Below are 13,665 nucleotides of genomic sequence, written 5' to 3' on the forward strand. Positions count from 1 at the left end.
CCACCCGTCGCGGCCAAACACCCCCGGGCCCCGGGCCCGCGTGCCATGATGCGGGCACTGCCGGACGCTGGGGGGCGTAGTGGGAAGCACGGGCACCGTGCTGCGCGAATTGCGCGGCGCACAGAAGAGCGCCAAAGGCGTCTCGCTCTACTCGCGGTACGTGAACCGGCCCGCCGGTCGCGTGCTCGCGGCCGGGGCCTACCGGGCGGGACTGACGCCCAATCAAGTGACGTTGATCAGCGCACTGTTCACCTACGGTGCGGTGGCGGCCGTCGCGCTCGTCGAACCGTCGTGGACGCTCGCCGTCCTGGTGTACGCGGCCCTCGCGGTCGGCTTCGCCTTCGACTCCGCCGACGGGCAGCTCGCCCGGCTCACCGGCCGGGGCGGGCCCGACGGGGAGTGGCTGGACCATGTCGTGGACTGCGGGAAGCTGCTGCTCGTCCACACCGCGGTCCTGATCTCCTTCTACCGCTTCGGTGAACTTCCCTCAGCCGCTTGGCTGTTGCTGCCGCTCGGCTTCCAACTGGCCGCCGTCCTCACCTTCTGCGCGGGGCTGCTGCGCGAACACCTCGGCAAGGCGGCGGCGAGCGCCCGGGGCCCGTCCTGGGCGGCGACGACGTCGGCGGCGCCCGTCTCCCGGGTACGGGCCGTGGCCCTGCTGCCCGCCGACTACGGGGGGTTCTGCCTGGTGTTCCTGCTGCTCGGCGCACCCGGGGCCTTCCGCGCCGGGTACGCCGCGCTGGCGGTCGTGCACACGCTGTTCCTGGCGGCCTTCCTCGCCAAGTGGTTCAGGGAGCTGAAAGCGCTCCGGGCCGGTTGACGAGAACGTCCAGCGCCCGGCGCAACTGGGTGCTGGACGTATGCACGGTGTACGGGAAGTAGACGACCTCCACGCCGACTTCGGCGAAGTCGCGCTCCAGCTTCAGCCCCTTCTCCGTGCCCCGCCAGTCATCGCCCTTGAAGATCACGTCGAACCGGACCTGCTGCCAGGTCTCGACCTTGTCCGGCACGGTCTCCACGAACGCGGCGTCCACGAACCGCACGCTGCGGACGATCTCCAGTCGTTCGCGGAGCGGGATCATCGGCGTATGGCCCTTGGCGAGCGCCGCCATCTCGTCCGAGACGACCCCCGCGACCAGGTAGTCGCACTGACTGCGCGCATGTCGCAGGATGTTGAGGTGCCCGACGTGGAACAGGTCGTACACCCCGGGTGCGTAACCCACCCTGTGCTGCACCATCCGTATCTCTCCCCCCACGGTGAACGTGATCCGGTGATGTTCCAACGACCTTACTGTGAAGAACACTTGTGCAAGCCGTGAACGGATAAGCTCGACGGGGGCTGTTCCTCGCCGGGAACAGCGGCTGTCGTGGGGGGAAGGCGATCGTCCGATGTCCGATGCTGCAAGGCCCGGCCCGTTCCAGGGCCGCCGACTTCTGCTCGTTTCGACCAACTACGCTCCGGAGCTCACGGGCATAGGCCCGTACGCCACCCAACTGGCCGAGCACTGGGCCGCGTCCGGCGCCCGCGTCCGGGCACTCACCGGCATGCCGCACTACCCCTCCTGGCGGCTGGAGGAGGGCTACCGGGGCGTGTGGCGGACGGTGGAGATACGCGGCGGCGTCGGGGTGCACCGACGCCGCCACTACATACCGTCCCGTCAGACAGCCCTGAGACGCGCCGCGTTCGAGGCGAGCATCCTCACCACCGGGCTCGTGGCACCGCCGCCCGGCCGACCCGACGCCGTGGTCTCCCAGATGCCCAGCCTCGCCGGCGGGGTCATCGGGGCGCGCCTCGCCCGGCACCACCGCGTGCCCTACCTCCCCGTCGTCCAGGACCTGATGGGCGCGGCCGCCGCGCAGAGCGGCATCCGGGGCGGAGGCAGGGCCGCAGCCGTCGCCGCCGCCGCCGAGCGGTACGCACTGCGCGGGGCCGCCCTCGTGGGCGTCATCCACGAGAGCTTCGTCCCCGGAGTCCGGGCCCTCGGCGTCGACCCCGGCCGCATCCGCCTCGTCCCCAACTGGACCCATGTGCAGGGCCCCACCGCCGACCGGGCCGCGACCCGGGCCCGGCTCGGCTGGCCCGAGGGCGTCCCCGTGCTCCTGCACTCCGGCAACATGGGCCTCAAGCAGGGCCTGGAGGTCCTGGTGGACGCCGCCCGCCTCGCCCCCGACGTCCGCGTCGTCCTGATGGGCGACGGCAACCAGCGCGACGCCCTGCGCGCCCGTGCCGAGGGGCTCGCCAATGTGGAGTTCCTGGAGCCCGCGGGGGCCGAGGAGTTCACCGACGTCCTCGCCGCCGCCGACGTCCTCGCGGTCACCCAGCGCGCCTCGGTCCTCGACATGAGCGTCCCCTCCAAGCTCACCTCCTATTTCACCTCCGGCCGCCCCGTGATCGCCTCCGTCGCCGACGAGGGCGGCACCGCCGACGAGGTCCGCCGCTCCGGCGCCGGGGTCCTCGTCGCCCCCGAGGACCCGGCCGCCCTGCTGGAAGCCGTGCAGAAGCTCGCCGCCGACCCGGCCGCCGCCGACGCCCTCGGGGCCGAGGGCCCCCGGTACGTCGCAGCCCACCTGAGCCGGGAGGCGGGACTCGCCCGCTTCGACGACCTGCTCGCCGAGGTCCTGCGGGACGGACAGGACAGTGGCCGCCGATGACACCTGTGAACCGGGTCCCGGACGACCACGACGAGCCCGCCCTCCTGCGCGACCAGTTCCGCCAGCTCCTGCGCTACCGAGCCCTGCTGGCCGTCGGTGTCGCCGTCGGCCTGCTCGGCGGCGGCTATCTCGCCCTCGGCGGCGAGAAGACGTACACCGCCACCGGCGAGGTCCAGGTCCGGTCCGCCATCGCCGACCCCTTCGCCGCCGGAGCCACCGCCGACAAGGGCATCAACATCGGCTCCGAGCGCCAGACCGCCGTCAGCGACACCGTCGGCACCCTGGCCGCCGGCACCCTCCTCAAGGAGGGCGACGACGTCACCGCCCACAAGCTGCTCGCCGGACTCCAGGTCACCAACCCGCCCAACACCCTCATCCTCCGCTTCTCCTACACCGGCGCCACCCCCGAGCAGTCCCGGGCCCGCGCCGAAGCCCTGGCCAATGCCTATCTGGCCCACCGCAGGGCGCGCACCGAGGAGAGCATCGAGAACATGGCGGGCGGCTACCGCGCCCAGCTGAAGCCGCTGGAGGAGAAGCGCGACCTGCTGGAGGAGCAGATCGGTGCGGGAGCGGCCGACGACGTCACCAGCGCCCGCGCCAACATCATCGTCTCCATCTCCGAGCTGAGCCGGAAGATCTCCGAGCTGAAGGCCCTGGACACCACCCCCGGCTACCTCAACAAGAAGCCGGTCGCCCCGACCTCGCCCACCGGCGCGGGCCTGCCCCTGCTCCTCGGCCTCGGCGGAGCCGTCGGCCTGGCGCTCGGGCTGCTGCTGTCCTGGGTGCGGCTCGTCTTCGACCCCGCCGTACGCTCCGACCGCGAGCTGGTCCGCTCGCTCGGCGCACCGCTCCTGGGCACCCTGCCCCGGGATCGCGCCGCCGGGACGGGGCTGCTCGCCATCGGCCGCAACGGCTCGCGGCTCGCCGAGGAGTACCGCGCGGTCGCCTTCCGGCTCGCCTACGACCCGGCGTTCGCCGAGAGCCGCCGACTGCTGGTCACCGCCCCGCGCGGGGACAACGCGGAGGCCGCCGCCGCTGCCGCCAACCTCGCCGCCGCCTTCGCCGAGATGGGCCGGGACGTCCTCCTCGTCGAGGCCGACCTGCGCACCCCGACCCTCGCCAGGCAGCTGGGCTCCGCCGCCCACGAGACGCGTTCGCCGCGCTGGGCCGCCGACGAGGGCGACGGCAGCTGGCCCACCGGCAGCCGCTCCGGCGTGGACGTCCCCGGCTCCGGGGCGTTCACCCTGATCCCCGGCACCGTCGTCGACAACGTCCCGCGCGCCCTGACCTCCCCGCCCGTCGGCCGCATCGTCGGCGAGGCCGACAGCCCGGGCACCGTCGTCATCGTGCTCGCCCCGCCCGTCCTCGCGTACGCCGACGCCGTCGCCCTCGTCGACCGGGTCACCGGCGTCATGATCGTGTGCGATCCGCGCGAGGTGCACCGCAGCGACCTGGAGCGCATCCGCGAGATCATCAGCGCGTCCGGCGGCTCCGTCCTCGGCGCCCTGCTCCACCCGTCCCGGCGCCGGCTGCGCCGCGCCGAGCGCCGCCCGAAGTCCGCCCGCCGCCGCTCCGGAGGATCCGGACCCACCGCTCCCACCCCGGAGCCGGACACCCCCGAGACCACCGGAGACCCCACCGAGACCCTCGGCCTGCGCTCCCTGACGCTTCCGGCCCCCCGCCGGTGAGAGCCCGCACCGCCGTCCTCTGCTCGGTCGCGGACCAGGGCGTGGCGGCGCTCACCAACATCCTGGTGCTGGTGGCCGCCGCCCGCCTCTCCACCCTCGCCGACTTCGCCCGCTTCTCCGCGGTCTACCTGGTCTTCACCGTGCTGCTCGGCGTCTCGGGGGCGTACACCGGGCAGCCGCTGGTCCTCAAGCGCGGCGCGGGGGAGGAGACCCGGGGCGCCTGCCGGTCGGCCGTCACCTTCACGGTGCTCGCCGCCGCCGTGCTCGGCGCGCTGCTCGCGGCCGTCTGCGTCCTCGTCCCCGGCGACACGGCCCGCGCCCTGCTGATGCTCGGCCTCGTCCTCCCCGTGGTGCTGGGCCAGGACGCCGTACGGTACGCCTTCGCCACCCTCCAGCAGCCCCATCTCGCCCTGCTTTCCGACCTGTTGCGGCTGGTCTGTGTGCTCGGGGCACTGTCCGTACAGGAGCACGGGGCGTCCCCGGCCCGGCTGATCGCCCTCTGGGGCCTGTCCGCGCTGCCCGCGCTTCTGCTCTCCGCCGCGCTCCTGCACCGCGCCACCGCCGGATCCCCGCTGCGGCTGCGCCCGATGCTGCGGCGCGGCCACCTCGGGCAGCGCTTCACCGTCGAGTTCGGCGTCGGCAACGCGACCGGCCAGCTGTCCGTCCTCGGCCTCGGTGCGGTCGGCAACCCCCTCCTGGTCGGAGCGCTGCGCGGCGCGACCACCCTGTTCGGGCCGCTCAACGTGCTGTTCACCTCGGCCACGTCCTTCGGCCCGCCGATCCTCGGCCGCATCGGCGACGAGCGCCGCCGGATCCGGGCCACCGCCGCGCTCGCCGCCGTCCTCGCGGCGTCCGCCGCCCTCTGGGCCACCGTGCTCGCCCTGCTGCCCGACTCCGCCGGTCGCCAACTCCTGGGCGAAACCTGGCCGGTGGCCGCCGACCTGCTCCCGGCGACCGGCAGCCAGTACGCGGCGATGGCCGCCGGCACCTGCGGGCTGCTCGCCCTGCGCATGCTCGACCCGCGCACCACGCTCGCCATCCAGATCGTCTTCTCGCTCACCTCCGTGGCGTTCCTCGCGGGCGGATACGTCGTCGGGGGCGTCCCGGGCGCCGCCTGGGGGCTGTTCCTGGGCTCGCTCTGCAAGGCCGCCGCCACCTGGATCAGGGTGGCCCGGCTGCGCCGACGCACCCCGGCCCGCGACGAGGACGTCAGCGCCGACGCCCTGCCCGCCGCTCCCTGAACGTCGCGATCGCGACCAGACACAGCGCGGCGATGGCCAGCTTCCCCGCGGCCTGGAGGAGCGGGCCCCGCAGCAGGATGAAGGTGTATCCGGCGATCAGCGGCGCGGCGATCGCCAGCACACTCCCCGGGCCGGGCCCCGCCCGGGTGACGGCCAGGGCGTAGCGGCGGTCGGTGCGGGCCGACGCGTAGCCGATCAGCGCCATCCCGCCGGCCGTGCCGGTCACGCCGAGATCGACCCAGAACTCCGTCCACAGCGGGGCCGAGAGATTGGTCATCCGCAGCCCCATCCACTGCCCGACCCGGACCCCGGTGTCCTCCGGCTTCCCGCTCCACACCGCGCGCGGCACGAAGAACAGCCCGGATCCCGCCAGTTGGCGGCCGTACGTATGGCCCCGGGTGTCGACCCAGGAGATGGTGTTGGCGAACATCACCATCTGGTCGTAGTCCTTGGTCACCAGCGGATCGAAGACCGAGGCCGACTGCACGGACCGCTGGCTCCCCTCCTCGTACCGGAACCTGTCCGCGTACGGGAACACCACCAGCGCCCCCACCACGCCCGCCGTCAGCACCGTGCGGTAGACCGCCGCGCTGCTCGGGAACGCGGCGAACACGAATGCCACCACCACCGTCAGGAACCAGTAACGAGCGTTGGAGATCGGGTTGTTGACCAAGAGGTTCAGTGCCGCCAGCGCCACCCACACCAGCACCGTCGACGGTCGGCGCCGGGCCCGGTAGGAGGTCGCCAGACGGCGGGTGTAGAAGAGCAGCGCCAGCAGCGCCGGGACCTGTCCGAAGCCCTTGAGGAACGCCGAGCCCACATTCGACCCCTCCGCGACGACTCCGCTCGCCGCCACGGTCTCGTTGATCTCCTGCCGGCTGGCGAAGAAGACCGCGGGCCCGCCCAGCTTCAGCACGTAGAAAGCGCTCGCCGTGAAGGCCAGCAGCACCAGCAGCCGCAACCGCAGCGGATGAGCGACCGCGGGCCCGCCGCCCACCCCCTTCGCGGAGGGCGTCCGGCGGCGCAGCGGCCGCCGGGAGGCCAGCAGCGCCCCCAGGTCGTAGGCGGCGCACCCCACCAGGACCATCGCGATGGCCGTGACCAGGTCCTGGCGCGGGCCCACCATCGGCGTCGGCGTCTGTCCGATCACCACCTGGGCGAACGGCGCCACGCCCATCGCGATGTACACGAACATCCAGAAGACGCCCTGGAGCAGCCGCCGCCGGGTGGAGAGGATCATCGTCGCGAGCCGGGCGCCCGCGTAGCAGGTCAGCACCAGCTGGAGCCAGTACGCCGTGTCCCGGACCCCGTTGCCGGGCTGGGCGGCGATCACCGCGGGCAGGAAGCAGACCAGGCCCAGGATGAGCGGCACGGACAGCGCCCGCGACAGCATCGACCAGGCGATGGGCCGTTCCGGAGGGCCGCCGGGAGCCCCGGGCTCCCGCGGGCCCACGGCCGTGGGCCCGACCTGCTCCCGCACCGACGTGTGCACCGACGTCATGCGCCCCCCCGGGATCAGTGAACCGCTGAACACTCTAACGAATCAGCCCACTTGAGGGGGGTCGATGGCTACGCTGTGAATACTTGGCCATTGTCGAGGGGAACTCTGGTGAAAATCCTGCACGTTGTCACGCTCCACACCCCGGACCACGCCTTCGGCGGTCCGACGCGCGTGGCGTTCAACCTCTCCAAGGTCCAGCGTGGACACGGCGACGACGCGCGCGTCATGGCCCTCGGTGACGGCTTCCCCCACGGCGAACTGCCCTCGCAGGTGGAGGGAGTTCCGGTCCATCTCTTCCAGGCCCGGCACATCCTCCCGATGTTCGAGGTCAGCGGCATCACCTCCGCCGGTCTGCTGAACACCGCCCGTCGCATGATGCGCGGCGCCGACCTCGTCCACGTGCATCTGATGCGGGACCTGGTGACCCTGCCCGCGGCCCTCCTCGCGCTCGCGACCCGGACGCCCCTGGTCGTGCAGACCCACGGCATGATCGACCCCACCGAGAAGAAGGTCGCCCAGCTCACCGACCTCCTCGGGGTCCGCAAGGTGCTTCGCGAGGCGGACGCCGTCCTGCATCTGACCGAGATGGAGCGGCTCGACGTGAACGCCGTCGCCGCGCCCGTCCCGCTCACCCGCACCGTCCGGCTGGTCAACGGGGTCCGCCCGCAGGAGCGCAAGCCCGCCCGCGAGCCCGGCCGCCCGCCCACAGTGCTGTATCTGGCCCGGATCCAGGAGCGCAAGCGGCCCGAGGACTTCGTCGCCGCGATGCCCCACGTCCTCGCCCGCCACCCGGACGCCCGCTTCGTGCTGGCCGGCCCCGACACCGGGGCGCTGGCCGGCACCCTCGCGCTGGCCCGGAAGCTCGGGGTGGCCGAATCCCTCGACCACGTCGGCCCGTTGGAGCACGACGAGGTGCTGGCCGCCGACCGGGAGGCCGATGTGTATGTGCTGCCCGCGATCGAGGAGCCGTTTCCGGTCTCGGTGCTGGAGGCGATGTCGGTCGGCACCCCGGTCGTCATCACCCGTACCTGCGGCCAGGCCCCCGATGTGGCGGGGGCGGGCTCGGGGCGGGTCATCGACAGCCGGGTCGGCGAGGACGCGGCCAACGCCCGCAAGGTCGCCGACGCGATCCTGGAACTGCTGGAGCCCGAGGCCGCCGAGCAGGCGGGCAAGGCCGCCTGGGAGCTGGTCAACGAGCAGTTCACCATCGAGGCCGTCACCGCCACCCTCCGGCGGACCTACGAGGACGTGGTCCGCCGGAGGCGAGGGTGAGCGGCCGACGCGTCAACGGATCGGCCGACGCGTCAACGGTGTGGCTTCTCACGTGACTTGAGCGCGATCTGCCAGCGGTAGAAGCTCATCGCCAGCGCGAAGTCGAAGCCCGCCCGGCCGTCCAGGAACCCCCGCTTGTAGAGATACATGTAGGCGAAGGACACCACCGGCTTGAACGGCGCCTTGTGGAACAACTGCCCCTGGCGCGACTTGACCTGGCGCACCTGCTCCTTCACCTGGGGATGGTGCTCCAGCCAGGCCTCCCAGTCCGAGTAGCGGTTGTGCCGCTCGAACCAGGCGGTCACCGGGTCGAGGTCCTGGTGCTCGATCGGGTGGGTGAGGGTGCCCACGCTCGCCGCGACCGGCTGGTAGTGGCCCTCCACCTCCCCGATCCCCGGCGCGTCCAGGTCCCCGACCTCCGGGTAGTGGCAGCGGGTCCGGTCGGTCAACGACCGCTTGCGGATGGTGTATCCGTGCCGCAGCCGCTTTCCGGAGAACCAGTAGCCGAGAGGGATGTCATACGCGGCGGGCTTCGGCGCGTCCGGGTCGCGGAAGGTCTCCCGCAGCTCGGCCAGCAGCCCGGGGCTGAGCCGCTCGTCGCCGTCGAGGAGCAGGATCCAGTCCAGGTCCGTGCGGACGTTCTCCAGGCACCACTGCTTCTTGCGGGGGTGGCCGCCGTCCCAGGTGTACGTGACCACCTCCGCCCCGCACTCCTCGGCGATCTTCACGGTGTCGTCGGTGCTGTGGGAGTCCACCACGACGACGGCCTCGAAGTGGCCGAGTACCGATCTCACCGCCTCCGCGATGTTCAGCCCTTCGTTCTTCGTGGGGATCGCCACGGCTATCGGGAGTTTCGGCGTACCTGCGGTCATCCCGCGGCTCCTTCGGGCAGCCAGGCGTAGCAGCCTGTGGACGTGAACGCAACTGCGGAATCGGGGATGGTGATCTTCCGGGACTTCCCGGTGCCGGAGGCGCCGGAGGCCAGCTCCTTGCCGCCCGCCCCCTCGATCTGCCAGGAGCAGTCCGGGGTGGGCGATGCCGAGCGGTACACGCCCGGACGGAGCTTCTTCCCGGAGTGCTTGCCGTCCGGGTAGCCGTACGCCGCCACGTCGACCAGGTCCTGATGCTGGGGGCAGAGTCCGGCCACCGCGTCCTTCGCGTCGGGGATCTCGCCCGTCACGATCGCGCCGACCGCGGTGTCCCGGTCGGCCTTGACGAGGTAGCGCAGCTTGTCGCAGGTCTCCTGGCCGGTCTGGAGCACAGCCGCCGGGTCCATCCCCTTCGGCACCCGGTCCTTCAGATACTCCCTCTGCTTCTTGGTGAACGTCCCCGTGGCCGGGGCGATCTCGCCGGCGGGCGTCTTCGGTCCCTCGGCCGTGGCGGCCGGAGCGGACCCCTCCGGGGCCGTCGGCTCCTCGGTGGGCGGTGCGGCGGGCTCGGTGGCGTCGGTGGCGGCGGCCGGGCCGGGGACGGCGGACCCGGAGGCCGCGGGGCGCTGGGCGCCCGCGGCCTCCGGTCCGTTCCCGTCCGCGGACGAGCCGCAGGCGGCCAGCGCCGCCGCCGTCAGGACGACGGCGGCGCAGGCCAGGAACGGGTTTCTCATCTCTCAGCCGTTTCTCAGCGCGTAGTGATCGCTGATCGTGGATCCGCTCAGCGCGGTCGGGTAGATGGCGGTCTCGTCGATCTGCCCTTCGAAGAAGTTGCTGGTGGGACGGCTGGGCCAGCCCGACAGGTTGTCCCCGCCGACCCGCCAGTAGCCCGGCCGGCTGTCGTTGCCGGAGACCAGGATGTTCGACGCGCGCAGCTGCCCGTCGACGTACAGGGACATGCCCTGCCCCAGCGGGCCCTGGGTGGCGACGACGTGGTGCCACTGGCCGTCGTTGTACGCCCCCGAGGTGGTGACGGTGCGGGCCCCGCCGCTCTGGACGCCGAACACGAGGCGCCCGTCGTTGCGCATGTAGATGTGCTTGTCGTGCCGGGTGCTGTTCTGCTGGGTCAGATTTCCGAAGCCGACGATCTTTCCGCCCCGGTTCGTGGTCGTCTTGATCCAGGTCTCGATGGTGAACCGGTCCGGCTGCGGGTGCTGGCGGTTGCTGTAGGCGTAGTCGTTGCTGCCGTTGAACCCGATCGCCGTCGAGGGCCCGGAGACCGCCGCCGGGGTCTGTCGGTAGGCGGGGCCGTTGCGCATGAAGCCGTTGTTCAGATTGCCGCTGCTGTCGTGCGCGAAGGTGGAGGTGCCCTCGTCCCAGCGCCAGTAGAGGCTCGCCCCGTCGGACCTGACCCGTGCCGGGTACGCCTCGGTCGCGCTCGCGACGGTGGCGGAGTGGGCGGGGGACTTGGCACTGGTGTTGGTGCCGTCGCTCGCGGTGATCCGGTACGAGTGGGTCTCGCCCGGTGCGACGTCGGTGTCCGTCCAGGTCAGCTGCGGCCGGTCCCAGAAGACGGAGTAGCCGGTCGTCGTGTGGATCGGGGTGTTCGAGCCGTCCTTGTAGATCCGGTAGGTCAGCTCACCGTCGTCGGTGTCGAAGCTGGTCTGCCAGTTCACGTCGATCCGTCCCGGAGTCAGCGTCGAGAGGCTGACGTTGGGCACCCACGGCACGCCCGTGTCCGGGCCGTCCGCGAAACGGGTCAGCCCCTGCTGCGGCTTGGTGTTGACGGTGGTGAACTCGCCGCCCACCCAGAGGTAGTGCCGGCCGCCGCTGCTTGTCCGGCTCATCACGCGCGGCCCGACCGGCTCCCCGATCCCGTCATTGGTGTCCGGGAACCAGGGCAGCAGCTTCGGGTCGTCGACGGACTGGGCCAGCAGGTGCTTGCGCGGCTGGTCAGGGAACGCGCCCATGCTGGAGCAGTCGTGGGCGTGGCTGCCGCTGTAGAGCACCCCGGAGTGCACCAGCACCGCCTGGGTCGCGCCGAGGCAGGTGTCCCGCCAGCGCTGCTCGAAGGTGCCGAGGTTCAGCGCGATGCGGCCGTCGAACACGCCGCCGCCGGTGCCCTCGTTGGCGGTGTAGAAGCCGCCCGCGTCGGTGGTGATGTCCTGGACCGTGGAGTTGTTGTGGATGAACCCCGGATAGGACTTGGTGAGCTGTCCGGTCGTGGCGTCGACGACGGCCAGGGCGTGGGTGTTCGTGCCGTTGATCCGGAAGAAGTCACCGCCCAGCAGCACGTTCTGCCCGTCCGGGGTCACCTCGACGGCCCGTGCGACCTCGTCGGCGTCGGCCGTGAAGGGCAGCAGTGAGGCTCCGGTCGTGACGGCGGCGAAGTGGTTCCTGGTCTGCCCGCCGACCTGGGTGAAGTCGCCCGCGAGATAGACCGTGTCGTCGGTGACGGCGAGCCCTCGCACGGTCGCCGAGACCCCGATCTTGAAAGTGTTGCTGACGGTGCAGCTCTCGGTGTCGATCGCGGCGATGTTGCTCACGCCTTCACCGTTCACCGCACCGAACCGGCCGCCCGCGTAGAGCGTCTCGCCGTCCGGTGAGAGAGCGAGGGCCCGTACGGTCGCGGTCCCCGAGGAGATGGTGAAGGACAGCGAGCAGTCGGTGGGCGCCCCGGTCGCCGCGTCGAACGCGGCGAAGTTCACCGCGGGCTGTTCGTCCGTGCCGGGGGCCGCGGTGGGGGGCCGCAGCGTGGAGAAGGTGCCGCCCGCATAGACGACGCCGTCGCCGGCGGCCATCGACCAGACGATCCCGTTGGTCTGCCAGGTGGTGAGGTCGTCCGCGGTGATGGCGACCGGTGGTGTCAGCGCCGCCGCCGGGGAGGCCCCGACCGTGGTCGCGGTCAGGGCTCCGGCCAACAGACCGAGAGCGGCGGACGCGGCCCGCACACGGCCGCGCCCTCCACTTCTGCGCCCCGTACTTCCGTTCATCATTCAGCTCCGAAGGTGAGATGCGCGCTGCGGCCCGAAGGCCGCGGATCCTGCCTCGCCCGGTCGGCCGGGGGGACGGTGTGTCCCGCCGAGGGCCGGGGCGAGTGGGGAGGCGGGGCCGGGGCCCCGCCCGTGGCCGGCGCTCCGGTCTCCACCGAGCGGTCGGTGGAGACCGGCGGAGGCGCCGGTGATCTTCCCGGTCACGGGCGCGACGAGCGCCGGCCGGGAGTCATGGGTGGCCGCCGGCCCGGTGCGGGCGTCGGCGGTCACGCGGTCCGGCCGGTCCGGTAAGGGAACGGCGGGCCGGCGGCGGAGCGGACCCACCGGACCGCCGGGGGAGCGGCGCGGGTCGCGGCGGTGCCGCTCCGCAGGCCCACCCGCACGGCGGGCCTTCCCCGTCACCGGTCCACCCGGACGGCGGCCCTTCCCCGTCACCGGTCCACCCGCACGGCGGCCCCGGACAGCTGGTCGGCCAGCTTGCGGATATCGGCGTCGACCATGATCCGGGCCAGCTCCCGGGACTTCACCTCGGGCTTCCACCCCAGCAGCTCCTCGGCCTTGGAGGCGTCGCCGATCAACGCGTCGACCTCGCTCGGGCGTTCGTACTTCGGGTCGTAGCGCACATGCTCGCGCCAGTCGAGGCCGGCGTGCTCGAAGGCGCACTCCAGGAAGTCCCGGACGCTGACGCCCTCGCCGGTGGCGATCACGAAGTCGTCGGGGGTGTCGCACTGGAGCATCCGCCACATGGCGTCCACGTACTCCGGTGCGTACCCCCAGTCGCGGACCGCGTCCAGGTTGCCCAGGTGCAGCCGGTCCTGGAGCCCCGCCTTGATCCGGGCGACGCCCCGGGTGATCTTCCGGGTCACGAAGGTCTCGCCCCGGCGCGGCGACTCGTGGTTGAAGAGGATCCCGTTCACCGCGAACATGTCGTACGCCTCGCGGTAGTTGACCGTCGCCCAGTAGGAGTAGACCTTCGCCACGCTGTACGGGCTGCGCGGGTGGAACGGGGTCTTCTCGTTCTGCGGGGGCGGGCTGGCACCGAACATCTCGGAGGACGACGCCTGGTAGATCCGGGTCTGGATACCGCTGGCCCGGACCGCCTCCAGGAGCCGGATCGTGCCGAGCCCGGTGACATCACCGGTGTACAGCGGGGCGTCGAAGGACACCCGCACATGCGACTGCGCCCCCAGGTTGTAGACCTCGTCGGGCTGGATGTCGCGCAGCAGGTTCACCAGTGCCACACCGTCGGAGAGGTCCGCGTGATGCAGGACGAAGGAGCGCTCCGGCTCCTCGGGACCCTGGTAGATGTGGTCGATGCGCTCGGTGTTGAAGCTTGAGGAACGGCGTATGAGCCCGTGCACCGTGTATCCCTTGTCGAGCAACAACTCGGCCAGATACGAACCGTCCTGGCCTGTCACTCCGGTGATGAGCGCGGTCTTCGCCACGATT

11 protein-coding genes are annotated in these 13,665 nt (G+C 72.1%); 5 read left to right on the plus strand and 6 right to left on the minus strand.

Features of this window, described 5'->3' with window-relative positions; translation table 11 throughout:
* Positions 1-79 precede the first annotated feature (79 nt).
* Positions 80-820 carry a CDP-alcohol phosphatidyltransferase family protein gene (locus IE145_RS16835; protein ID WP_189525843.1) on the plus strand — a complete coding sequence of 247 codons (741 nt, stop codon included), beginning with the start codon at positions 80-82 and terminating at the stop codon, positions 818-820.
* Here the strand turns inward: IE145_RS16835 and IE145_RS16840 are convergent.
* Positions 789-1,238: an FAD synthase family protein gene (locus tag IE145_RS16840; RefSeq protein WP_006128276.1), complete on the minus strand. Its 450-nt coding sequence runs from the start codon at positions 1,236-1,238 to the stop codon at positions 789-791. The genes IE145_RS16835 and IE145_RS16840 overlap by 32 nt on opposite strands.
* Before the next feature lie 151 nt (positions 1,239-1,389).
* On the opposite strand from IE145_RS16840, the gene IE145_RS16845 reads away from it, so the two are divergent.
* The 3 genes from IE145_RS16845 to IE145_RS16855 are packed head-to-tail and all read left to right on the plus strand — an operon-like array spanning position 1,390 to position 5,581.
* Positions 1,390-2,652, plus strand: a complete 1,263-nt coding sequence (locus tag IE145_RS16845) for a glycosyltransferase (RefSeq protein ID WP_189525844.1) — start codon at positions 1,390-1,392, stop codon at positions 2,650-2,652.
* Positions 2,649-4,340, plus strand: a complete 1,692-nt coding sequence (locus tag IE145_RS16850) for a lipopolysaccharide biosynthesis protein (protein ID WP_189525845.1) — start codon at positions 2,649-2,651, stop codon at positions 4,338-4,340. The genes IE145_RS16845 and IE145_RS16850 overlap by 4 nt, the downstream gene beginning before the upstream one ends.
* Entirely contained in the window at positions 4,337-5,581 is a 1,245-nt protein-coding gene (locus IE145_RS16855; RefSeq protein ID WP_189525846.1) for an MATE family efflux transporter, read from the plus strand. The genes IE145_RS16850 and IE145_RS16855 overlap by 4 nt, the downstream gene beginning before the upstream one ends.
* Here IE145_RS16855 and IE145_RS16860 read toward each other — a convergent pair.
* Positions 5,550-7,082 (minus strand): hypothetical protein, encoded by a 1,533-nt coding sequence (locus IE145_RS16860; RefSeq protein ID WP_189525847.1) that lies wholly within the window; start codon positions 7,080-7,082, stop codon positions 5,550-5,552. The two genes, IE145_RS16855 and IE145_RS16860, sit on opposite strands and share 32 nt — an antisense overlap.
* 108 nt (positions 7,083-7,190) lie before the next feature.
* Between IE145_RS16860 and IE145_RS16865 the strand changes: the two genes are divergently transcribed.
* The gene (locus IE145_RS16865; protein WP_189525848.1) at positions 7,191-8,354 is read left to right on the plus strand and encodes a glycosyltransferase; all 1,164 of its coding nucleotides are present in this window, start codon (positions 7,191-7,193) and stop codon (positions 8,352-8,354) included.
* A 32-nt stretch (positions 8,355-8,386) separates the two neighbouring features.
* On the opposite strand, the gene IE145_RS16870 is transcribed toward IE145_RS16865, so the two are convergent.
* From IE145_RS16870 to gmd, 4 genes are all read right to left on the minus strand, one after another.
* Positions 8,387-9,226, minus strand: a complete 840-nt coding sequence (locus IE145_RS16870) for a glycosyltransferase family 2 protein (RefSeq protein ID WP_189525849.1) — start codon at positions 9,224-9,226, stop codon at positions 8,387-8,389.
* Positions 9,223-9,957, minus strand: coding sequence for an Rv1352/Rv1906c domain-containing protein (locus IE145_RS16875; protein WP_189525850.1), 735 nt, complete (start codon positions 9,955-9,957; stop codon positions 9,223-9,225). The genes IE145_RS16870 and IE145_RS16875 overlap by 4 nt, the downstream gene beginning before the upstream one ends.
* Before the next feature lie 3 nt (positions 9,958-9,960).
* Positions 9,961-12,219, minus strand: coding sequence for a LamG domain-containing protein (locus IE145_RS16880; RefSeq protein WP_189525851.1), 2,259 nt, complete (start codon positions 12,217-12,219; stop codon positions 9,961-9,963).
* 428 nt (positions 12,220-12,647) lie between these two features.
* Positions 12,648-13,661, minus strand: coding sequence for a GDP-mannose 4,6-dehydratase (gmd, locus tag IE145_RS16885; protein WP_189525882.1), 1,014 nt, complete (start codon positions 13,659-13,661; stop codon positions 12,648-12,650).
* Positions 13,662-13,665 lie beyond the last annotated feature (4 nt).

The sequence above is a fragment of the Streptomyces sindenensis genome (assembly GCF_014649035.1).
Taxonomy (GTDB): Bacteria; Actinomycetota; Actinomycetes; order Streptomycetales; family Streptomycetaceae; genus Streptomyces; species Streptomyces sindenensis.